The following is a 22,409-nucleotide window of genomic DNA, read 5'->3' as shown; positions in this document are numbered from 1 at the left end:
GTATCGCGTATCGATACGCGATACAAGATTCAAACGACCCGGAGCCCGAATCCCTGCATCAGCCGCCGCGTCGAGAAATCCGGCCTGCCGGAGGTGAAGACGGCGATGTCCTCGCCGGGCGCCAGCGTTTCCAATGGCGGCACGAGGCGGCGGGCCTGGCGGGCGATGGCCTCGGCGGGGTCGAGCCAGTCGACGGGCCACGGGGCGAGCTTGCGGAAGAGGTTGGCCATGAAGGGATAATGCGTGCAGGCGAGCACGACGATATCCGTCTTGCGGCCGTTCTCGTCGACGAAGCACGGCATGATCTCGGCGCGCACGGCCGCGTCGGAAAAGGTCTCGCCGCGGATATAGGCTTCCGCCATGCGGGCAAGGTTTTCCGAGCCGACGAGGCGCACGTCGCACTGGCTGGCGAAGGACTGGATGAGGTCGCGCGTATAGGCGCGCTTCACCGTGCCGGGGGTCGCAAGCACCGAGACGAGGCCGGAGCGCGTGCGCTCGGCGGCGGGCTTGATGGCGGGCACCGTGCCGACGAAGGGCATGCCGGGGAATGCGGCGCGAAGGTCGCCACCCACCAGCGTGAAGGCGGTGTTGCAGGCGATGACGCAGATTTCCGGATCGTGCTCGGCGAGCAGTTTTCCGAAGAGGTCGACGATGTGCGCCTTCAGCGCCGGCTCTTCCCAGCCGCCATAGGGAAAGCCGGCATCGTCGGCGACATAGGTGAAGTGCCGCTCGGGCATCAGCACGCGCGCCTCGCGCAGCACGGTCAGGCCGCCGATGCCGCTGTCGAACATCAGGATGGGTTTCGGGCTAGTCGTCGCCACGGGGCACCTTGGGCCGGCGGTTGCGGGTGCGGTTCGGGTTGGCCGCGCCGCGCGGCGATTCGCGCGTGAAGCGATCGAGGCAGGAGATGATGCCGCGCATGACCTGGATCTCCGTGCCGGTGAAGGAAGGACGCGTCAGGATGGCGCGCAGGTTCTCCACCAGTTTGGGCTTTTTTTCGGCGGGCCGGAAATAGCCGCGCGCATCCAGCGTCTCCTCCACATGGTCGAAGAGGCCCTGCAGCTCCTCCTTCTTCGCCGGGCGCTGCGGCAGCGCGTCGAAGGGCGTCTCCTCGACGGAAGCAAGGCCGCTCTTCATCCATTCGTAGCTCATGAGGAGCACGGCCTGGGCAAGGTTGAGCGAGGCGAAGGCGGGATTGACCGGGAAGGTCACCAGTTCGTCGGCCAGCGCGATCTCCTCGTTGGTGAGCCCCGTGCGCTCGCGGCCGAAGAGGATGCCGGTCTTTTCCCCGGCGCGAAAGCGCGTGCGCAGGTCGTCGGCGGCGACGACCGGCGAGCGGACCTCCTTGTAGCCGTAGCGATCGCGCGCCGTCGTCGCATAGACGAATTCGAGATCGGCGACGGCCGCCTCCAGGGACGGATAGACCTTCGCCGCCTCGATGACGTGATCGGCCTTGCTGGCGGCGGAGATCGCCTTCTCGCTCGGCCAGCCGTCACGCGGATTGACGAGGCGCAGTTCGGCCAGGCCGAAATTCGCCATGGCGCGCGCCACCATGCCGATATTCTCGCCGAGTTGCGGATGAACGAGGATGATCGCCGGTCCTTCGGCGATCAGCGTGCGTTCGCTGTTCGTGCCTGCCATGCCCAAATATCCCTGGAAAGTTCGGGCCTCACTCGCACAATAAGCGGCAAATGAAAAGCATGAAGCCGCTCATTCGGGGGATTCGGTGGCGCTGCCGCTGCCGCCATTGGCGCCGGCCTCGGCGATCTCCACCATTTCCTTCTTCAGCGACGCGCCCTCCTCGAAGCTCGGCCGCTCGATATCGTCGATCACCGCCCTTCCGTCCTCCTCGATCATCTTGAAGACCAGCTTTTCCGGCTGCCAGTCGCCGGCCCGCTCGCCGAAGCAATGGCTGTTGTCGAAGGTCACGGTCACGTCTTGCGCGCCGTTTGCCGGCTGGCCCTCGGCGGTCGTAACGTCCTTCAGCGCGCAGCCGTCCTGGCCGCCGATGATCGGGTCGTAGTCGAAGGGCGAGCCGCCGTCGTCATAGGCGGGGAATTTCGCCGCCTGGCTGTATTTTTCGGCGAAGTCCCGGCTGTAGAGACGCTTCAGGAAATCCTCGGAAAAATAGTCGGCATAGGGCGGCGGCGTGTCCAAGTCGGTGCCCAGATCCTGCCAGTTGGTCGTGGCGGCGGCCATGACATCGGCGACGGGCGCCTTGAAATCGGCAGCCTGCGCGCCGACGGGAACGAGAAGGGCAAGCGCCACGAGACCGAAACGCGACATCATATTCTCCATTGGATGACGGCGGACCGGACGGGCCGCCGGATGGTTTCCTGAAACGGAATTTCGGCGAAACTTATTCTCAAGCCGAACGAAAATAAACCGTCTCGGCAATTGGTTGGCTTTGCCTTCGGGGCGTCGAGTGCTATAGGGCCAGAGTTCCTTTCAAGTCCACGATCCGGGGCGCTAGGCCCCGACAAAATACGAGGCTCTCCATGGCAAAGATCAAGGTCGCCAACCCCGTCGTCGAACTCGACGGCGACGAGATGACGCGCATCATCTGGCAGTTCATCAAGGACAAGCTGATCCATCCGTACCTGGACATCGACCTCGAATATTACGACCTCGGCATGGAGAACCGCGACGCGACGGACGACCAGGTGACGATCGACGCGGCCAACGCGATCAAGAAGCATGGCGTCGGCGTCAAGTGCGCGACGATCACGCCGGACGAGGCCCGCGTCGAGGAGTTCAAGCTGAAGAAGATGTGGAAGTCGCCGAACGGCACCATCCGCAACATCCTCGGCGGCGTCATCTTCCGCGAGCCGATCATCGCCAAGAACGTGCCGCGCCTCGTTCCCGGCTGGACCAAGCCGATCATCGTCGGCCGCCACGCCTTCGGCGACCAGTACCGCGCCACCGACTTCAAGTTCCCCGGCAAGGGCAAGCTGACGATGAAGTTCGTCGGCGAGGACGGCAAGGAGATCGAATACGACGTGTTCGACGCGCCGTCCGCAGGTGTCGCCATGGGCATGTACAACCTCGACGATTCGATCACCGAATTCGCCCGCGCGTCTTTCAACTACGGCCTGCAGCGCAAGGTGCCGGTCTATCTGTCGACCAAGAACACCATCCTCAAGGTCTATGACGGCCGCTTCAAGGACATCTTCCAGCAGGTCTTCGACGCCGAATTCGCCGAAAAGTTCAAGGAAGCCAAGATCTGGTACGAACACCGCCTGATCGACGACATGGTCGCCTCGGCGCTGAAGTGGTCCGGCGGCTATGTCTGGGCCTGCAAGAACTACGACGGCGACGTGCAGTCCGACATCGTCGCCCAGGGTTTCGGCTCGCTCGGCCTGATGACCTCCGTCCTGATGACGCCGGACGGCAAGACCGTGGAAGCCGAAGCCGCGCACGGCACGGTGACGCGCCACTACCGCCAGCACCAGAAGGGCGAGGAGACCTCGACCAACTCGATCGCCTCGATCTTCGCCTGGACGCGTGGCCTTGCCCACCGCGCCAAGCTGGACGGCAATGCGGAGCTTGCCAAGTTCTCCGAAACGCTCGAGCGCGTCTGCGTCGAGACCGTCGAATCGGGCTTCATGACCAAGGACCTCGCGCTCCTCATCGGTCCCGACCAGCCGTGGCTCTCCACCACCGGCTTCCTCGACAAGATCGACGAGAACCTCAAGAAGGCCATGGCGGCCTGATCGAAAAGACCAAGGAAAGCCCGGCCTTCGCGCCGGGCTTTCTCGTTGCCTCCCCTTGCGGCAGGCGCCATCTGCCCTATCCTCCCGTCAGCGCTTGCAGGAGGAGGACCCGCATGGCCGAGGAACTGGTTTTCTACAGCAACCCGATGTCGCGCGGGCGCATCGCCCGCTGGATGCTGGAAGAGGTCGGCGCGCCCTACCGCGTCGAGTGGCTGACCTTCGACGGCTCGATGAAGTCGCCGGACTTCCTGGCGGTCAACCCCATGGGCAAGGTGCCGACCATCCGCCACGGCAACACCGTGGTGACGGAGGCGGCGGCGATCTGCGCCTATCTCGCCGATGCCTTTCCCGAGGCCGGCCTCGCCCCGCCGCTCGAAAAGCGCGGCGACTATTACCGCTGGCTCTTCTTCGCCGCCGGTCCCCTGGAAATGGCCGTGTCGCTAAAGGCCTTCGGCCTGGAAGTCCCACGGGAGCGCGAACGCAGCATCGGCTGCGGCCGCTACGAGACGGTCATGGACGCCCTGTCGCTCGCCGTCACGCGCCATCCCTATATTGCCGGCGACACCTTCACCGCCGCCGATGTCTATGTCGGCGCCCATATCAGCTGGGGCCTGCAATTCGGCTCGCTGGAGCCGCGCCCGGAATTCAAGGCCTATTGGGACCGCCTCAAGGAGCGGCCGGCAAGCAAGCGCGCGACCGCCCTCGACGACGAGGAGATGCACCGCCAGCTCCAGGCGGAGAAGGGTTAAGGCGGCCCTGCCGTTCAGGCCGCGGGCTGGAGCGGCAGGCAGATTTCCGTCAGAAGCGCGTTCGGCGGCACCTCGCGCGGGTTGTTGAGATAGGCCTCGAACATCACCTCGTCACGGATCGAGCGTCCCGAGGCGGGAAGCCATGTGCCGTAGAGCCAGCGATAGGCCGGCCCCATATCCGCGTAAGGCCCCTGGTGGCGCAGCACCGCGTAGTCGCCGCCCGCCAGCGTGCGGCGCACCAGCGGCGCCTCGGCCGGGATATCCGCCCCCGCCGTCACACAGGCGAAGGATCGCAGCGCCTCCTCCGCCACGAGATCGGGATCGTCGAGGAAAACGCCGATCATGCGCATGTCCGGCCGGAAGAGGTTGCGGGAAAAGAGCACGCCATGCAGCGCCTCGAAAGCCTTGCCGATGCCCATATAGGCGCCGGAATGGGGAACGGCGAGCAGCGGCTGCTCGGCAATGGTGCGAATGGTTACATCGAACATGCGCGAGGGTTCCTTGTCGTTTTCGGCCTCATAGGCGCGATGGGAGCCCTCCTTGCGGTAGCGTGCCGGCGGCATGCCGTAGGCAGCCGCAAAGGCACGCGTGAAGGACTGCAGGTTGGGGTAACCCCATCGCGCGGCGATGTCCCGGACGGAGCGGTCGCTGCGCACCAGATCGCCCGCCGCGCGGTGCAGCCGCAGCCGGCGAACGGTGCCCGCCAGCGTCTCGTCGTGCACGGCGCGGTAGACACGGTGCCAGTGATGGGCGGAAAGGCAGGCGATCTCCGACAGCCGGTCGAGGTCGAGATCCTCTTCCAGGTGCTCGTGGATATAGGCTGAAACCCGGAGCAGGCGCTTCTCATAGGCTGTCCAGATCGCGCTCTCGCTCATGCCGCTTTCCCCTCGCCGGAACGCATTCAATCAAGCACGGAGCGATTTCACAAATCCTGCGCTTCTTCTTGCCTTGCAAATTTTGCATGGCCCTGCCTTGCGCCATTGCAAAAACGGGCGACTCGGCGTGAGATGCCCGCGCCGGCCCCTCCTTCCTCCATCCCCGGCCTTTCGAGGCATCCATGACCGATACTTTGACGCCGAAGCTCGCCAGCGTTTTCGCGGAGGGCTACGGTCCCGCGCGTTTCAAGGCCGATGCGCTGTCCGGGCTGACGGTGGCGATCGTCGCGCTGCCGCTGTCCATGGCGATCGCCATCGCCTCGGGCGTCACGCCGGATCGCGGCCTCTACACCGCCATCATCGGCGGCTTCCTCGTTTCCGCGCTCGGCGGCAGCCGGTTCCAGGTGGGCGGGCCGGCCGGGGCCTTCATCGTGCTCGTCGCGGCCACGGCCGCCCGCCACGGCGTCGAGGGCCTGCTGCTCGCCACGCTGCTTTCCGGCCTCATGCTGGCGCTCGCCGGCTATCTCAGGCTGGGCAAATACATCAAGTTCATCCCCTATCCCGTGACGGTCGGCTTCACGGCCGGCATCGCCGTCATCATCTTCGCCAGCCAGATCGGCGAATTGCTCGGCCTGACGCTGGAAGAGCGCGAGCCGGGACCGATCGTCGAGAAACTGGAAGCGCTCTGGGCCGCCCGCCCGACGTTCAACCCGGCCGCCCTCGGCGTCGCCGGCCTCACGATCGCCGTCATCCTCTTGCTGCGCCGCTTGCGCCCGGGCTGGCCGAACCTCCTCATCGCCGTGACCGTCGCCTCGCTCGCCACCGCGCTTTTCTCCCTGCCGGCGGATACGATCGGCACCCGCTTCGACGGCATCCCGCGCGGCCTGCCGCTGCCGGCGCTGCCCTCCTTCTCGCCCGAACTCGTCCTCGCCGTTCTGCCGGATGCCGTCGCCTTCGCGCTGCTCGGCGCCATCGAATCGCTGCTCTCGGCCGTCGTCGCCGACGGCATGACGGGGCGCAGGCACCGCTCCAGCATGGAGCTGGTCGCCCAGGGTTTCGCCAATATCGGCTCGGCGCTGTTCGGCGGCATCTGCGTGACGGGCACCATCGCGCGCACCGCCACGAACGTCCGCTCCGGCGCCACCAGCCCGGTCTCGGGCATGCTGCATTCGCTCTTCCTGCTTCTCTTCATGCTCGTCGCCGCGCCACTCGCCAGCTACATCCCGCTCGCCGCGCTTGCCGGCGTGCTCGCCGTCGTCGCGTTCAACATGGTGGAGCGCCCGGCCATCGCCGCGCTCTTCCGCTCCTCGCGCGGCGATGCGGCGGTGCTCGCCGTCACCTTCCTGCTCGTCGTCTTCCGCGACCTGACGGAGGGCATCGTCGTCGGTTTCCTCATCGGCGCGGTGCTGTTCATCGACCGCATGGGCAAGGCCGTCGATATCCGCGAGGAGACCGTCCCGCGGGTCGTGCGGGCCATCGAGGATGCCGGCGAGGACGACGGCCTGCCGGAGCGGCCGGTCGTCGCCGACGATCCGGACACCGTGATCTACCGCATCAGCGGCGTCTTCTTCTTCGGCGCGGCGGCCAGCGTCGGCACGGTGCTCGACCGCATCGCCGACCAGCGGCGCAACTTCGTGCTCGACTGCGCCGACGTGCCGCTGCTCGATTCGACCGCCGCCAGCGTCATCGACGGCCTGGTGCGCAAGGCCGAGCGGGCGGGCGTGCGCGTCTTCATCGTCGGCCTGAAGCCCGAGATGCGCCGCCTGCTGGAAGCCCACGAGCTGCACGCGCCGCGCGTCACCTTCACGGCGACCGTGGAGAACGCCATGGATGAGATCGCGACGACGGCGCGCTAGAGTATTTCCAGCCGAAGCGAGATCGCACCGGCGCCGGATAATGCGATACGAACAAGAATCTAGAGCATTTTCCGACGCCGCTGGAATGCTCTAACCGGCGCGGGCGACGGCATCCGCGCCGGCCGGGGCCTTCATGCGGTCGGCGACGTCGGAAAGCCCCAGCGAGGGCGCCGCGCGCTTGACCTGGTTGCGGCCCGCTTCCTTTGCCGCATAGAGCGCGCCGTCGGCGGCCGAATGCAGGCGGTCGAAATCCGCCCCGAAGGTGGCGATATCGGCAAGGCCGATGCTGACCGAGACGGCGATCTCCCGATCGCCGATGCGGACCGGCAGGGCTGCCACCTCCTGCCGCAGCGCTTCGGCAAACCCTTCGGCCGAGGCCATGTCGCGCCCCGGCGTGAAAAGCGCGAACTCCTCGCCGCCGAAGCGGGAGAACAGCATGTTCGCCTCCAGCCGGGCGGCGACCTGCGCGGAAAACCGCTTCAGGACGAGATCGCCGGCGACATGGCCATAGGTGTCGTTGATCGCCTTGAACCGGTCGAGGTCGAAGATCATCAGCGTGCCCTGCGCGGGATCCGCGAGCCGCGCGCGCATGTCGTCCAGGAACGAACCGCGATTGGCGATTCCCGTCAGCGCGTCGGTGCGCGAGGCCTGGCGATAGAGCGCCTCGCCCCGCTCCTTGATCAGCACCAGCATGGTGACGGCCGCCAGGATCGTGTGGGCGAAGAGTTCCAGCGAGAAGAGCGCGAACCAGGCGGAATAGGCCGTGCCATGGCCGAAGGCCGCGGGCACCGTGATCGCCATGGGAATGCGCAGGCCGTAGATGACGCCGTGGCTGACGAAGAAGGCGGCGGCAAGGGTGCGGGTCGGCAGCACTTCCCTGCCGCGCCCGCGCCAGACATCGACGCCGATCCACAGCGAATAGGCCGAGATGATGACGGAGGAGACGATGATGCGGGCGTTCACATCCGCCGTCACCTGCGGAACGAGGAGATAGGCAAGGCACCAGAGGGCCGGGCCGGCGAGGACGACCGAAAGATGGGCGCGGCGGCGATCGAAGACGCGGAAACCGGCCCACATGAACGCATAGCCGAGGGCGGCGAGCAGGTTGCCGAGGCCGACGGTGAGAAGCGGCGGGCCGACCGCGCGCAGCGCGAAGAGAAGGGTGCAGAGCGAGCCGATCCACATGGTCAGGCACCAGTGGCCGGCCGCCGCGTGCCGCCGGTCGGTCAGCCAAACCTGCAGGAGAAAGATCCCGACGACGGTGGTCGACAGGAACGTACAGATCATCAAGGTTGATATACTGATGACATTTTCAATCAAAACAAGCCCCCCGCACGCGCAGGATGCTAAGGGTAAACCTTGAAGACTTCGCAAACAAAAGCGGCGGCCGAAGCCCGCCGCCGTGATCCTTCTGTATCGGGGCCGGCCGATCAGCCGGCGATGACGGCGGCGAGCGCCTCGATCGCGTCGCCCGCCTTCGCGCCGTCCGGGCCGCCGGCCTGCGCCATGTCGGGACGCCCGCCGCCGCCCTTGCCGCCGAGCGCCTCGGAGGCGCGGCGCACGAGATCGACGGCGCTGAACCGGCCGGTGAGGTCGTCGGTGACGGCGACCACGGCGCTCGCCTTGCCGTCGGCCGAGACACCGATGAAGGCGACGACGCCGGAGCCGAGGCTCTTCTTGCCGTCGTCGGCAAGGCTCTTCAGGTCCTTCGGCTCGACGCCGGTGACGACCTTGCCGAGATATTTCACGCCCGCGACGTCGCGCACGCCGTCGTCGCCGCCGGCGGAACCGCCCGAAAGGGCCAGCTTCTTCTTTGCCTCGGTCAGCTCGCGCTCCAGCTTGCGGCGCTCCTCGACCAGCGCCTCGACGCGGGCGAGCACGTCGGCGGGCTGCGCCTTCAGCGTCGTGGCAAGCGTCTTCACGCGCTCGTCCTGCTCGGCGAGATAGGCGCGGGCCGCCTCTCCCGTCAGCGCTTCGAGACGGCGCACGCCGGAGCCGACCGCGCTTTCCGAGAGGATGCGCACGAGGCCGATCTCGCCGGTCGCCGAGACATGCGTGCCGCCGCAAAGCTCGACCGAATAGGGCCGGTTCGCCTTGGCGCCGTGCAGGCCGGTGCCCATGGAGACCACGCGCACCTCGTCGCCGTATTTCTCGCCGAAGAGCGCCATGGCGCCTTCCGCGATCGCGTCGTCCACCGTCATCAGGCGGGTGGTGACCGGGGCGTTCTGCACGATGATCTCGTTCGCCATGTCCTCGATGACGCGCAGCTCTTCCGCCGACATGGGCTTGGGATGCGAGACGTCGAAGCGCAGGCGTTCGGGCGCGACCAGCGAGCCCTTCTGGGCGACGTGGGTGCCGAGCACCTCGCGCAGCGCCTCGTGCAGGAGGTGAGTGGCGGAATGGTTGGCGCGAAGGCGCGACCGGCGGGCATGGTCCACCGTCAGCGCGACCGCGTCGCCGACGGCAAGCTTGCCGCTCTCGACGACGGCGCTGTGGACGAAGACGCCCTCGCCCTTCTTCTGCGTATCGGTCACGGCAAGGCGCGCATGGTCGCTGACGATCACGCCCGTATCGCCCATCTGGCCGCCCGATTCGCCGTAGAACGGCGTCTGGTTGACGACGATCTGGACGGTGTCGCCGGCACTGGCGCCGTCGATCGTCTTGCCGTCCCTGACGATCGCCTGGACGACGCCCTCGGCCGTCTCCGTGTCGTATCCGAGGAATTCGCTCGCGCCGTGCTTTTCCTTCAGTTCGAACCAGACCGCTTCCGTCGCCTTGTCGCCGGAGCCGGACCAGTTGGCGCGCGCTTCCGCCTTCTGGCGCTGCATCGCGTCGTTGAAGCCGGAAAGGTCCACATGGATGTCGCGGGCGCGCAGCGCGTCCTGCGTCAGGTCGAGCGGGAAGCCGTAGGTGTCGTAGAGCTTGAAGGCCGTCTCGCCGTCCAGCATGTCGCCCTTGTGAAGCGTCACCGTGGCGTCCGACAGCAGCGACAGGCCGCGCTCCAGCGTCTTGCGGAAGCGGGTCTCCTCCAGCTTCAGCGTCTCGGAGATCAGCGCCTCGGCGCGCACGAGCTCGGGATAGGCACGGCCCATCTCGCCGACCAGCGCGGGAAGCAGCGACCACATCAAAGGTTCGCGGGCGCCGAGCAGCTGCATGTGGCGCATGGCGCGGCGCATGATGCGGCGCAGAACGTAGCCGCGGCCCTCGTTCGACGGCAACACGCCGTCGGCGATCAGGAAGGCGGAGGAGCGCAGGTGATCGGCGATGACGCGGCAGCTTGCGGCCGCCTCGCCTTCCGCCTTGATGCCCACCGTCTCCTCGACGGCCGAGACCAGCGTGCGGAAGAGGTCGGTCTCGAAGACGCTCTGCACGCCCTGCAGGATGCAGGCCATGCGCTCCAGGCCCATGCCGGTGTCGATCGACGGGCGCGGCAGCAGGCTGCGCTCGCCGGGCGCCGTCTGGTCGAACTGCATGAAGACGAGGTTCCAGAATTCGAGGAACCGGTCGCCGTCCTCCTCGGGCGAGCCGGGCGGGCCGCCCCAGACGTGCTCGCCCTGGTCGATGAAGATTTCCGAACAGGGGCCGCAGGGGCCGGTATCCCCCATCTGCCAGAAATTGTCGGAGGTCGGGATGCGGATGATCCGGTCGTCGGAAAGGCCGGCGATCTTCTTCCAGAGGATCGCCGCTTCCTCGTCCTCGGAATAGACGGTGACGAGCAGCCGGTCCTTCGGCAGGTCGAAGCCCTTCGTCACCAGCGTCCAGGCAAGCTCGATGGCGCGCTCCTTGAAATAGTCGCCGAACGAGAAGTTGCCGAGCATCTCGAAGAAGGTGAGGTGCCGCGCGGTATAGCCGACATTGTCGAGGTCGTTGTGCTTGCCGCCGGCGCGCACGACCTTCTGGGCGGTCGTCGCGGTGGAATAGGGCCGCGATTCAAGGCCCGTGAAGACGTTCTTGAACTGCACCATGCCGGCATTGGTGAACATCAGCGTCGGGTCGTTGCGCGGCACGAGCGGGCTGGACGGCACGATCTCGTGGCCGTTCTTTCGGAAATAGTCGAGGAAAGTCGACCGGATCTCATTCACGCCGCTCATATCGCGTCCTTCATCTGTGCCCATTTCGCGCCGGAAGACCGGCGCATCGCCCACCCAATGTCGCTGCAACGACGGTAAAACCGCCTCGCCGGCCGGAGTGCCCGCCCGGAAGACCCCAAGGCCGCCCTTTCGCGAATTCCGTCGAAACCGCCCGCGCCTGCCGCTTAAGGATGCGGACGGTCGAAAACCTTGGCGCGCGCGAGAACTGAAGGCTTTTATCGCCCGCCTCGGCGCCTGTCCAGACACCAAAAAACCGGCCTTTCGCGAAGAAGAGGCCGGTCTTTGCTGTTTTGCGAAACCGTTGCGCGGCGATTACATGCCGGCCGCGTCGTCCGCGTCGTTCGCGTCGTTCGGATCCGGCCCGCCGTTCTCCAGGAAGCGGTCGGCGATGAGGCCGGCATTCTGGCGCAGCGCCGTCTCGATCTCGCGGGCGAGATCCGGATTGTCGCGCAGGAACGTCTTGGCGTTCTCGCGGCCCTGGCCGAGGCGCTGGCTGTTGTAGGAGAACCAGGCGCCGGACTTCTCCACGATGCCCGCCTTGACGCCGAGGTCGATGAGCTCGCCCGTCTTGGAGACGCCCTCGCCGTACATGATGTCGAACTCGACCTGCTTGAAGGGCGGGGCCATCTTGTTCTTGACGACCTTGACGCGCGTCTGGTTGCCGATCACCTCGTCGCGATCCTTGACGGCGCCGATGCGGCGGATGTCGAGGCGGACGGAGGCGTAGAACTTCAGCGCGTTGCCGCCCGTCGTCACTTCCGGCGAACCGTAGACGACGCCGATCTTCATGCGGATCTGGTTGATGAAGATCACCATCGTGTTGGACTTGGAGATCGAGGCGGTGAGCTTGCGCAGCGCCTGGCTCATCAGGCGCGCCTGCAGGCCCGGCAGGCTCTCGCCCATCTCGCCCTCGATTTCGGCGCGCGGCGTCAGCGCGGCGACCGAATCGACGACCAGCACGTCGACGGCGCCGGAACGCACCAGCGTGTCGGTGATCTCGAGCGCCTGCTCGCCGGTGTCGGGCTGCGAGATCAGCAGGTTCTGGAGATCGACGCCGAGCTTGCGGGCATAGACCGGGTCGAGCGCGTGCTCGGCATCGACGAAGGCGCAGATGCCGCCCGTCTTCTGGGATTCGGCAATGGTCTGCAGCGCCAGCGTCGTCTTGCCCGAGCTTTCCGGGCCGTAGATCTCGACGATGCGGCCCTTGGGCAGGCCGCCGATGCCGAGCGCGACGTCGAGGCTGAGCGAGCCCGTCGACACCGTCTCGATCTCGATGATGCTGTCCTTTCCGCCGAGCTTCATGATGGAGCCCTTGCCGAAGGCGCGCTCGATCTGGGAGAGTGCCGCTTCGAGTGCCTTGCTTTTATCCACTGCTTTATCCTCTACGAGCCGCAAAGTGTTCTGTGCCATTTGGTCCACCTTTAGGTTATTGAAGCAAGACAGGCAACGAAGCCGTCGATGAAAGCTATGTACACATTTTGTTCTCTTTTTGCAAGGTCCATTCATCCATTTGAATGATTTCGTGAATCGAGCGTGTGTTCTCTTTTCGTTTACGTCTGTTGAAAGCCGTGGCGGAACAAGGATGTACCCGCGTGGACGCGTCGCTCTTGCCGGCGAATCGCGCGCCCCGCGGGAATGAAGGAAGACGATGACGGGAAAGACGATACTGGTGATGGGCGGCGCCCATGTGGACAGGCGCGGACGCATCGCCGGCGAGACGGCGCCGGGGGCGAGCAATCCCGGCGCCTGGTTCGTGGAGGCGGGCGGCGGCGCCTTCAACGCGGCGCGCAACCTTTCGAGGCTCGGCCGGACGGTGCGGCTCGTCTCGCCGCGCGGGGGCGATGCGGACGGCGCCGTCGTGGCGGCCGCGGCGGCGGCGGCCGACGTCGAGGACAGGCCCTTCACCTTCCTCGACCGGGCGACGCCGAGCTATACGGCGATCATCGAGCGGGACGGCAACCTCGTCATCGCGCTGGCGGACATGGAGCTCTACCGCCTGTTCTCGCCGCGCCGCCTGCAGCAGCGGGCGATGCGCGAGGCGATCGCGACGGCGGGGCTGATCCTCACCGACGCCAACCTGCCGGCCGAGACGCTGGCGGCCATGACGGCGGCGGCGGGCGCGGCCGGCGTGCATATCGCCGGCATCGCCATCTCCCCGGCGAAAGTGCCGCGGTTCCAGGAGAGCCTTCCCGCCCTCGCCTTCCTCTTCATGAACGAGGCGGAGGCCCGCGCGCTGACGGGCGCGGCGCCGGAGGACCCGGCCGACTGGCCGAAGGCGCTGCGCGCGGCCGGCCTTCCCGCCGGCGTCGTGACGCGCGGCGGCAAGGGCATCATCGCCTTCGACGCGAAGGGCGCCGTGCGTGTCGCGCCGCCGCAAGCGCCCGCGCTCGGCGACGTCACCGGGGCGGGCGATTCGCTTGCCTCCGGCTTCCTCGATGCCTGGATGGCCGGCCACGCTATCGGCGAGGCGCTGCGCCGCGGGGTCGCCGCCGCGGCGATCACCGTGCGCTCGCCGCTTGCCGTCTCCGAAGAAATGTCGCAGGCGGCCCTTCAGGCCGCACTTTCCCTTGTGCCGGAGGCCGAAGGAATGGCATGAGACTTTTTTGCCGAAATTCCTGCAAGGACACCGCATGACCAGACCCGTTTCCACCCTCCTGCCGATGCAGTATTCGGACGAAGTCGCCGCCGCCAAGAGCCGCGGCGCGCCGATCGTCGCGCTCGAATCGACGATCATCACCCACGGCATGCCCTATCCGGGCAATCTCGACATGGCCCGCAGCGTCGAGCGCATCATCCGCGAGAAAGGCGCCGTGCCGGCGACCATCGCCGTCATCGACGGCGTGCTGCATATCGGCCTCGACGAGGCGCGGCTGGAAAAGCTGGCGCAGACCGAGGGCGCCATGAAGCTGTCGCGCGCCGACCTCGCCTTCGCCATCGCCGAGCGCCGCACGGGCGCGACCACCGTGGCGGCGACGATGATCGGCGCAGCCCGCGCCGGCATCAGGGTTTTTGCGACCGGCGGCATCGGCGGCGTGCACCGCAAGGCCGAGGAGACCTTCGACATCTCCGCCGACCTCGACGAACTGTCGCGCACCGGCGTCATCGTCGTCTGCGCGGGCGCTAAGGCGATCCTCGACATCCCGAAGACGCTGGAAGTGCTGGAAACGCGCGGCGTGCCCGTCGTCACCTATGACAGCCCGGTCTTCCCGGCCTTCTGGTCGCGCGATTCGGGCCTCAAGAGCCCGCTGACGCTGAACAGCCCGGCCGCCATCGCCAATTTCCAGAGGGTGCGCGACCAGCTCGGCGTCGACGGCGGCATGCTGATCGCCAATCCGGTGCCGCAGGCCGACGAGATCGAACGCGAGGAGATGGAGATCTACATCGCCCGCGCGCTCGACAATGCCGAACGCGACGAGATCGCCGGCAAGGCCGTGACGCCCTACCTGCTCGACAGCCTGTTCCGCCTGACGGACGGCCGCAGCCTCAAGACCAATATCGCGCTCGTCGAGAACAATGCGCGGCTGGCGGCGGAAATCGCCGTGGCGCTGGCGGACTGAGCCGCCATGCGGGGCAGCCGCACGGCCTGCCCTGCCCTTCCGGTCGGCCGAAGAGCTCCCCAACGGCAAGGCCCTGGCGTGTGGAATGAAGCCTGCGCCACATTCCCCTTCTCCCCCGGGGAAAGGTGCCGGCAGGCGGATGAGCGGGCGGCACGCCAAAAACCGTCCTTTCATCGACATCCCCCTCATCCGACCCTTCGGGCCACCTTCTCCCCGAGGGGAGAAGGGAAGAGCGGCAATGTCGAATCCCGGATGCACTTGCTTTCCGTCGAAGAGATGCCTGCAGCCTGGCCCCTCATAAAACAAAAACGGCGGCAGCGCTTGCACGCTGCCGCCGAAAAATGCCGTGGGACCGATCAGCCGCGCAGGATGCCGCGGCCGGCGTATTTCGCCTGGGCGCCGAGCTGTTCCTCGATGCGGATCAGCTGGTTGTACTTGGCGGTGCGGTCGGAGCGGGCGAGCGAACCGGTCTTGATCTGGCCGCAGTTGGTGGCGACGGCAAGGTCGGCGATCGTCGAATCCTCGGTCTCGCCCGAGCGGTGCGACATGACGGCGGTGTAGCTCGCCTTGTGCGCGGTCTCCACGGCGTCGAGCGTCTCGGAGAGCGAGCCGATCTGGTTGACCTTGACGAGGATCGAGTTGCCGACGCCCATCTTGATGCCGTCGCGAAGGCGCGCCGAGTTGGTCACGAACAGGTCGTCGCCGACGAGCTGCACCTTCTTGCCGATCTTGTCGGTCAGCGCCTTCCAGCCGTCCCAGTCGTCTTCCGCCATGCCGTCCTCGATCGAGAAGATCGGGTATTTGCCGGCAAGCTCGGCGAGGTAGTCGGCCATGGCGCCCGGCTCCAGGGTGCGGCCTTCGCCTTCGAGCACATACTTGCCGTCCTTGAAGAACTCCGTCGAGGCGCAGTCGAGCGCGATGAACATGTCCTCGCCCGGGCGGTAGCCGGCCTTCTCGATCGACTTCATGATGAAGTCGAGGGCGGCGGGAGCGGAAGCGAGGCCCGGCGCAAAGCCGCCTTCGTCGCCGACATTGGTGTTGTGGCCGTCGCTGGCGAGCTGCTTCTTCAGCGTGTGGAACACTTCCGAGCCCATGCGCACGGCATCGCGCACCGTTTCGGCGCCGACCGGGACGATCATGAATTCCTGGAAGTCGATCGGGTTGTCGGCATGGGCGCCGCCATTGATGATGTTCATCATCGGCACCGGCAGGATGCGGGCGTTCGGGCCGCCGACATAGCGGTAGAGCGGCAGGTTGGCGGCTTCCGCGGCGGCCTTGGCGACGGCGAGCGAGACGCCGAGGATGGCGTTGGCGCCGAGGCGCGCCTTGTTCGGCGTGCCGTCGAGCTCGATCATCGTCTGGTCGATCTCGATCTGGTCTTCCGCATCGAGGCCGCCGATCGCTTCGAAGATCTCGCCGTTGACGGCGGCGACGGCGTTCTCCACACCCTTGCCGAGGTAGCGCTTGCCGCCGTCGCGCAGTTCGACGGCTTCATGCGCGCCGGTGGAAGCGCCCGAGGGAACGGCCGCACGGCCGAAGCTGCCATCCTCGAGATGCACGTCCACTTCGACGGTGGGGTTGCCGCGGCTGTCGAGAATCTCGCGGCCGATGATGTCGATGATTGCAGTCATGGATATCGTCCTGTTCCGGGGTTTATAAATCGATTAAAATCCACTTTTAATCGACGATGCAGAAATTACAATGGCGTTTCCGCAGCAGAAAAACGGATGACATGCCTCCATGTCATCCGTTTGAAATGTCAGGCCTTGGCGATGTCGTCGAAGGCGACGAGCTTTTCCAGAAGCCGCGGCATGTCCTTCAGGTGCACCATATTCGGGCCGTCGGAGGGGGCGTTGTCGGGGTCCTCGTGGGTCTCCACGAAGAGGCCGGCAATGCCGACGGCGATGGCCGCGCGCGCCAGGGTTTCGACGAACCGGCGGTCGCCGCCCGTCGAGCCGCCCTGCCCGCCCGGCTGCTGCACCGAGTGCGTGGCGTCGAAGACGACCGGCGCGCCGAGCGAGGCCATGATCGGCAGCGAGCGCATGTCGGAGACGAGCGTGTTGTAGCCGAAGGAGGCGCCGCGCTCGCACAGCATGACGTTGGGGTTGCCGCTCTCGGTGAACTTCGCCAGCACGTTCTTCATGTCCCAGGGCGCCAGGAACTGGCCCTTCTTGACGTTGATCGCGCGGCCGGTCTTGGCGGCGGCGACGAGCAGGTCCGTCTGGCGCGACAGGAAGGCGGGGATCTGCAGGATGTCGACCGTCTCGGCGACGACGGCGCACTGCTCTTCCGTGTGGATGTCGGTGACGACCGGAAAGCCGAAATCCTTCTTGAGGTCGGCGAAGATTTCCAGCGCCTTTTCAAGGCCGATGCCGCGCTTGCCGGAGAGCGAGGTGCGGTTCGCCTTGTCGAAGGAGGACTTGTAGACGAGGCCGATGCCGAGCTTGTCGGTCATCTTTACCAGCGCCTCGGCCATCATGTAGGCGTGGTCGCGGCTCTCCATCTGGCAGGGGCCGGCGATCAGCGAGAAGCGCTTGTCCTGGGCGAAGGTAACCTTCTTGGCGCCTTCGCCGACGACGACGGTGGAATTGGTGTTCATCTTATTCTCCGAAGACAAAGTGGACGCCCTGCCCCGGTGCCGGCGGCACGAGGAGACGGTTGTCCCGTTTCTGGAAGGCGACGCCGCGCTTCGTCAGCAGGCGTTCGCATTCCGCTCTATTTTCAACCTTGAAGACGACCGCGCGCCCTTTCAGGCCGCGGTCCGTGCCGGGGACCGGCGCAATGCCGTAGAACCCGTCGAGGCCGGCATCGTTGAGCACGGTGATGCGCCCGCGCGGCGTGTCGACGGACATGCCGAAGGACAGCGCCTCGACCGCGCGCTCGTCGGCCGCTTCCTGCACGAGATACTGGAAATCCGTCGGGTTCTGTTCCGACAGCACGACCTCAGACAGCGCGACGACGCCGTTCTCGTGCGCTTCCAGCGACTTGCGGTCGGCCGGCAGCGGCAGGATGCGCTGCGAGGCGAAAAAGAAGAAATCGGGGCTGCGCAGGTCGGCGGCAAACGCAAGGCGGAAGCTGCCCGTCGCGCTGGTCCCGTCGGGCAGCAGCATGTCGCGGGAGAATTCCAGCACCTCGCCGCCGGAAAGGCCGGCATCGGTGTAGCGCTGGTCGTCCTCCCAGGCGTCGCCGCTCGCCATGGCGATGCCGGAAAAGCCCTCGAGGCCGCGGCGGAAGCGGAAGGTCTGGTCGCGCGCCACGAAAACGTTGCCGCCGCGCGCCGCTTCCTCGCATTCCTCGCGATTGGCGATGCCGAGCGGCTCCAGATAGGAACCGTCGGCGAGGAAAACGCAACAGTTCTCCGTGCCGAACGGGTGGCGGGCGTCCTTCGCGACGGTGAAACCGAGTTCGGCCAGGCGCGCGCGCGCCACCCCGAGGTCGGACACCGGCAGCACCAGATGGTCGATCGGGCGGGGCGTTCTCGAACTCACGGTCATGGCGAAAAATCCGGCGTGTTTCAGGCGCCCCGTGCTTTGCCCGCTTTCGGCGCGCAATGCAAGCGCCAGCACGGCCCGCCGCGCCGCGCGGGAACTTTTCCGTTCGCCGGCCATTCCCGCCGCGTCCCCGCACCGGAGCCGGCCCATTTCCAGATCCCGCGACATCACCCGCCAGCGCGACCTGCACGAATCCCGTCCCCTCTGGGCCGGCTCGCCGCGCCTTGCGCTGCGCGCGCGGCAAAGGCCGTCGCAGACCGACCATGACGTCATCATCGTCGGCGCCGGCATTTCCGGGGCGCTTGTGGCCCATGCGCTGGCGGACGGACGGCGCTCCATCCTCGTCGTCGACCGGCGCGTCCCCGTGCACGGCAGCACGCTTGCCAGCACCGCGATGATCCAGCACGAGATCGACATCCCCCTCTCCCGGCTCTCGCAGATGATCGGCGCGCCAAAAGCCCGCCGCGCCTGGCAGCGCTCGGCCCGCGCCGTCGAGCGCCTCAGCGAGACCGTCGCCGATCTCGGCCTGTCCTGCGGCTTCGCGCGCAAGCAGACGCTGTTCCTCGCCGGCGACGTCTATGGCCACAGGGCCCTTGCGGCCGAGGTCGAGGCCCGCCGCGCCGCCGGCATCGCGGCCGATTATCTGGACGCCGCCACCCTTGCCGAACGCTTTTCCATCCAGCGCACCGGCGCCATCCTCAGCGATATCTCCGCCGCGGCGAACCCGGCCCAGATGGCGGCCGGCATCCTGCGCGCGGCGATGGCGCGCGGCGTGGAGCTTGCCAGCCCGCTCGAAATCACCGACCTGCGCGCGACGGGCGACCGCGTCTTCCTGGCGACTTCCGACGGCCGGATCCTGTCTGCCGGCCATGCCGTGTTCTGCTCGGGCTACGAATTCCTGGAGGCCGTCGCCGACAGGGAGCACGCCATCGTCTCCACCTGGGCGCTCGCGACGCCGCCCGGCACCCCGCTGCCGCACTGGCTGAAGGACTGCATCGTCTGGGAGGGAGCCGATCCCTACCTCTATCTCCGCCGCACGCGCGACGGGCGACTGATCGTCGGCGGCGAGGACGAGGACAGCGCCGAGGCCTACGCCTCCGCGACGAAGCTGCGGAAGAAGGCGGCGGCCATCCGCCGCAAGGCCGAGGCCGTGCTCGGCCTTGCCCTGCCCGAGCCGGACCATGTCTGGGCCGCCCCCTTCGGCACCACCCGCACCGGCCTGCCGCTGATCGGCCGCGTGCCGGGCCTCGAAAACGTCTTCGCCGTCATGGGCTTCGGCGGCAACGGCATCACCTTCAGCCAGATCGCCGCCGAGATCGTCGCGGCCGAGATCGCCGGCCATGCCGATGCGGATGCCGACCTCTTCGCCTTCCGCGGCCGGCCGGCCTGACGCCGCCGCGGCAAATTCGCCGTTGCGAAATCGCGTCCGGCGGCGGAACCCCCCCCCGCATCAATCGCGAACGCAAGGGAGCCGCCATGAGCAAGCGCGCCATCATCATCGTCGACCTCCAGAAGGACTATCTTTCCTCCGGCAGCTTCGCGCTGACCGGCATCGATGCCGCCGCCGCCAATGCCGCGCGCATCGTCGAGGCCGGGCGTGGCCGGGGCGACCGGATCGTCCATGTCCACCACATTGCCACGGACGCCGCCTCGCCGCTCTTCGCGCCGGGCACCGAGGGCATCCAGCCGATCCCGGCCGTCACGCCGCGAGAGGACGACACGGTCATCGTCAAGAACTACCCGAATTCCTTCCGCGAGACGGCGCTCGACGAGACGCTGCGGGCGGGCGGCATCGAGGATGTGGTGGTCGTCGGCGCGATGAGCGACGTGTGCATCGACGCGACGGCGCGCGCCGCCGCCGACCTCGGCTACAATCTCACGGTGGTGCACGATGCCTGCGCCACGCGCGACAAGGCCTTCGGCGATTCGCGCGTCCCCGCCGCCCAGGTCCACGCCACCATCATGTCGGCGCTGGAATTCGGCTACGGCAAGGTCACCACCACCGCCGACTTCCTGGCGTAGCCCTGAGACGGCAGGGCGATGCCGTCTGGAGTTCGAGATCGCCTTTCCTCCCTTCTCCCCGCCGGGGAGAAGGGGATGTGGCGACGGTTCCTTCCCATACCGCGCGCCGCCAAAACCCATCCAACCCGCCCGTCATTCGCCTGTCATGCGACAATGGTGTCTCTTCCCGCGTGAATGCACCCCGGCGGCCGCGATCCGGCGCCCAGCGGAGTACGCGTGAATGGATACGGCTCAGGCCCTGGCCCTTGCCTCGGGCGCCCTCGTCGCCACCAATCTCCTCAGCATCCTCATCGCCGGCCGGCGGCTGAAGCCGACGGATGCGGCGCCGCCCGAGATCGAGGAAACGCCGCCCGTCTCCGTCGTCATCCCCGTGCGCGGCATCGAGAATTTTTCCGCCGAGACGCTGGAGCGCGCCTTCCGCCTCACCTGGCCGGACTACGAGCTTCTGTTCTGCGTCGCCCATTGCGGCGACCCCATCGTGCCGCTGATCGAGGCGACGGCCGCCGCCCATCCGCATGTCGCCGCGCGCATCCTCGTCGGCGACGACCGCATCGGCGCCAATCCGAAGCTCAACAATTGCGTCAAGGGCTGGCAGGCGGCGCGGCACGACTGGGTGGTGCTCGCCGATTCGAACGTCCTGATGCCGCCGAACTATATCCGGCACCTGATGGGCGGCTGGCGCAGCGATTCGGGCCTCGTCTGCTCGACGCCGCTCGGCTCGCGCCCGGACGGCTTCTGGGCCGAGGTGGAATGCATGTTCCTCAACACCCAGCAGGCGCGCTGGCAATATGCCGGCGAGGCGCTCGGCCTCGGTTTCGCGCAGGGCAAGAGCATGCTCTGGTACAAGCCGATGCTCGATGCCAATGGCGGCATCCAGGCGCTGAATGCCGAGATCGCCGAGGACGCCGCCTCCACCAAGCTCGTCAGCCGGCTCGGCCTCAAGGTGCACCTCGTCTCCTCGCCCTTCGAGCAGCCGCTCGGCCGGCGCTCCGGGCAGGAGGTCTGGTCGCGCCAGGGCCGCTGGTCGCGCCTGCGCCGCGTCACCTTCCCCGCCTTCTTCACGCCGGAAATCCTGCTCGGCGCCGTCCCGCCGCTGCTTCTCATACTCGCGGCGGTGCTGACGGACGATATGCCGCTCCTGCCCGCCGTGCTTGCCGTGCTTGCCGGCCTCTACCTTCCCGAGACCGCCCTTGCCCTGGCCAAGGGCTGGCGGCTTTCCGTCTGGTCGGTGCCGGCGATGATGGTGCGGGACGTCATGATGCCGGCCATCTGGCTGCGCGCCTGGATCGGCGGCGCCATCGACTGGCGCGGCAACACGATGACGATCGGGACGAATGCCTGCGAGCTGAAAGAGGCACCGGCGGGGCCGTAGGCGCCCCTCAGGCGTTGACGCGCAGCCCATCCAGCAGCGTGCGGAACCCCCTGACGGCGCGCTTCGAGGTGTCCTCCGGATCGTCGGACTTGGCGATCCACAGCGCCGCGTGGCTGCTCGCCCCGTTGATCAGCCGGGCGGCCGCCTCCGTGTCGATCTCCGCCATCACGCCGTCGGCCTTCAGCTGCGCGATGCTGCGGCTGAGGGCGGCGATGCAGCCATTGTTGGTCGGCCATTGCGAAACGTCGCCCAGCACGGCCGGCCCGTCGCGGAACATGATGCGCTGGATCTCCGGCTCCAGCGCCATCTCGATATAGGCGACGCATTCCGCGACGAAGCCCTGCCAGCGGTTGGGCGCTTCGGCCGAGATCCGGTTGAGCCGCAGGGTCATTTCCGCGTCGATCTCCTGGATGACCGCCTGGAGCAGCCCCTTCTTGTCGCCGAAATGGTGGTAGAGCGCGCCGCGCGTCAGCCCGGCCCCGGCCGTGAAATCGTCCATCGACGCGGCGGCATAGCCCACCGTGCCGAAGGCCTGCCGCCCGGCGGCGATCAGCTTGGCCCGTGTCTCAGCGATCATTTCCTCGCGCGGCTTGCGCATGGCGTCTCCTCATTCACATACGTCGCGTATTTTATTTGACATACGCCAGGTATGCAACTATCTCTTCGACATACGCTGCGTATGT

General features: G+C 67.2%; 19 protein-coding genes. 8 read left to right on the top strand and 11 right to left on the bottom strand.

The genetic code is table 11. From position 1 onward, the window contains the following. Window positions 1-29: 29 nt before the first annotated feature. From murI to AB3G45_RS15715, 3 genes are all read right to left on the bottom strand, one after another. Window positions 30-791 carry a glutamate racemase gene (gene murI / locus AB3G45_RS15725; protein WP_367833594.1) on the bottom strand — a complete coding sequence of 254 codons (762 nt, stop codon included), beginning with the start codon at window positions 789-791 and terminating at the stop codon, window positions 30-32. A 16-nt stretch (window positions 792-807) separates the two neighbouring features. Then, complete coding sequence (locus AB3G45_RS15720) at window positions 808-1,641, bottom strand: RNA methyltransferase (protein WP_367831463.1); 834 nt, start codon at window positions 1,639-1,641, stop codon at window positions 808-810. A 69-nt stretch (window positions 1,642-1,710) separates the two neighbouring features. Continuing rightward, on the bottom strand, window positions 1,711-2,286 hold the full coding sequence (locus tag AB3G45_RS15715; protein ID WP_367831462.1) for a hypothetical protein: 576 nt from the start codon (window positions 2,284-2,286) through the stop codon (window positions 1,711-1,713). Window positions 2,287-2,498: 212 nt separating this feature from the next. Here AB3G45_RS15715 and AB3G45_RS15710 point away from each other — a divergent pair, with 212 nt between their 5' ends. Both AB3G45_RS15710 and AB3G45_RS15705 read left to right on the top strand, forming a co-directional pair. Beyond that, window positions 2,499-3,713: an NADP-dependent isocitrate dehydrogenase gene (locus AB3G45_RS15710; RefSeq protein WP_367831461.1), complete on the top strand. Its 1,215-nt coding sequence runs from the start codon at window positions 2,499-2,501 to the stop codon at window positions 3,711-3,713. Window positions 3,714-3,826: 113 nt separating this feature from the next. Continuing rightward, window positions 3,827-4,462 (top strand): glutathione S-transferase family protein, encoded by a 636-nt coding sequence (locus tag AB3G45_RS15705; protein ID WP_367831460.1) that lies wholly within the window; start codon window positions 3,827-3,829, stop codon window positions 4,460-4,462. A gap of 14 nt (window positions 4,463-4,476) precedes the next feature. Here the strand turns inward: AB3G45_RS15705 and AB3G45_RS15700 are convergent, their stop codons facing one another. Continuing rightward, entirely contained in the window at window positions 4,477-5,337 is an 861-nt protein-coding gene (locus AB3G45_RS15700; protein WP_367831459.1) for a GyrI-like domain-containing protein, read from the bottom strand. 182 nt (window positions 5,338-5,519) lie between these two features. Between AB3G45_RS15700 and AB3G45_RS15695 the strand changes: the two genes are divergently transcribed. Beyond that, a complete protein-coding gene (locus tag AB3G45_RS15695) occupies window positions 5,520-7,193 on the top strand; it encodes a SulP family inorganic anion transporter (protein WP_367831458.1) in 1,674 nt (557 codons plus the stop codon). 90 nt (window positions 7,194-7,283) lie between these two features. On the opposite strand, the gene AB3G45_RS15690 is transcribed toward AB3G45_RS15695, so the two are convergent. From AB3G45_RS15690 to recA, 3 genes are all read right to left on the bottom strand, one after another. Beyond that, entirely contained in the window at window positions 7,284-8,480 is a 1,197-nt protein-coding gene (locus AB3G45_RS15690; RefSeq protein WP_367833593.1) for a GGDEF domain-containing protein, read from the bottom strand. Window positions 8,481-8,623: 143 nt separating this feature from the next. Next, on the bottom strand, window positions 8,624-11,284 hold the full coding sequence (alaS, locus tag AB3G45_RS15685) for an alanine--tRNA ligase (RefSeq protein ID WP_367831457.1): 2,661 nt from the start codon (window positions 11,282-11,284) through the stop codon (window positions 8,624-8,626). Window positions 11,285-11,596: 312 nt separating this feature from the next. Then, window positions 11,597-12,694, bottom strand: coding sequence for a recombinase RecA (gene recA, locus AB3G45_RS15680; RefSeq protein ID WP_367831456.1), 1,098 nt, complete (start codon window positions 12,692-12,694; stop codon window positions 11,597-11,599). Between the two features lie 238 nt (window positions 12,695-12,932). On the opposite strand from recA, the gene AB3G45_RS15675 reads away from it, so the two are divergent. Further along, window positions 12,933-13,880 (top strand): carbohydrate kinase family protein, encoded by a 948-nt coding sequence (locus tag AB3G45_RS15675; protein ID WP_367831455.1) that lies wholly within the window; start codon window positions 12,933-12,935, stop codon window positions 13,878-13,880. Between the two features lie 34 nt (window positions 13,881-13,914). Continuing rightward, window positions 13,915-14,841 (top strand): pseudouridine-5'-phosphate glycosidase, encoded by a 927-nt coding sequence (locus AB3G45_RS15670; RefSeq protein ID WP_367831454.1) that lies wholly within the window; start codon window positions 13,915-13,917, stop codon window positions 14,839-14,841. Between the two features lie 356 nt (window positions 14,842-15,197). On the opposite strand, the gene eno is transcribed toward AB3G45_RS15670, so the two are convergent. The 3 genes from eno to AB3G45_RS15655 form a co-directional block, all read right to left on the bottom strand. After that, complete coding sequence (gene eno, locus AB3G45_RS15665; RefSeq protein WP_367831453.1) at window positions 15,198-16,472, bottom strand: phosphopyruvate hydratase; 1,275 nt, start codon at window positions 16,470-16,472, stop codon at window positions 15,198-15,200. A 128-nt stretch (window positions 16,473-16,600) separates the two neighbouring features. Continuing rightward, a complete protein-coding gene (kdsA, locus tag AB3G45_RS15660; protein WP_272789342.1) occupies window positions 16,601-17,440 on the bottom strand; it encodes a 3-deoxy-8-phosphooctulonate synthase in 840 nt (279 codons plus the stop codon). 1 nt (window position 17,441) lies between these two features. Further along, the gene (locus tag AB3G45_RS15655; RefSeq protein ID WP_367831452.1) at window positions 17,442-18,335 is read right to left on the bottom strand and encodes a VOC family protein; all 894 of its coding nucleotides are present in this window, start codon (window positions 18,333-18,335) and stop codon (window positions 17,442-17,444) included. Here AB3G45_RS15655 and AB3G45_RS15650 point away from each other — a divergent pair. The 3 genes from AB3G45_RS15650 to AB3G45_RS15640 all read left to right on the top strand — a co-directional run bounded on the left by AB3G45_RS15650 (window position 18,334) and on the right by AB3G45_RS15640 (window position 21,726). Continuing rightward, window positions 18,334-19,722: an NAD(P)/FAD-dependent oxidoreductase gene (locus AB3G45_RS15650; protein ID WP_367831451.1), complete on the top strand. Its 1,389-nt coding sequence runs from the start codon at window positions 18,334-18,336 to the stop codon at window positions 19,720-19,722. The two genes, AB3G45_RS15655 and AB3G45_RS15650, sit on opposite strands and share 2 nt — an antisense overlap. 86 nt (window positions 19,723-19,808) lie before the next feature. Next, on the top strand, window positions 19,809-20,354 hold the full coding sequence (locus AB3G45_RS15645; RefSeq protein ID WP_367831450.1) for a cysteine hydrolase family protein: 546 nt from the start codon (window positions 19,809-19,811) through the stop codon (window positions 20,352-20,354). A gap of 220 nt (window positions 20,355-20,574) precedes the next feature. After that, window positions 20,575-21,726, top strand: a complete 1,152-nt coding sequence (locus AB3G45_RS15640) for a ceramide glucosyltransferase (RefSeq protein ID WP_367831449.1) — start codon at window positions 20,575-20,577, stop codon at window positions 21,724-21,726. Window positions 21,727-21,733: 7 nt separating this feature from the next. On the opposite strand, the gene AB3G45_RS15635 is transcribed toward AB3G45_RS15640, so the two are convergent. Continuing rightward, window positions 21,734-22,324, bottom strand: a complete 591-nt coding sequence (locus AB3G45_RS15635) for a TetR/AcrR family transcriptional regulator (RefSeq protein ID WP_367831448.1) — start codon at window positions 22,322-22,324, stop codon at window positions 21,734-21,736. Between the last annotated feature and the right edge of the window lie 85 nt (window positions 22,325-22,409).

The organism is Shinella sp. S4-D37 (genome assembly GCF_040812195.1).
Lineage (GTDB): Bacteria > Pseudomonadota > Alphaproteobacteria > Rhizobiales > Rhizobiaceae > Shinella.
This window is presented reverse-complemented; position numbering and strand designations above follow the sequence as displayed.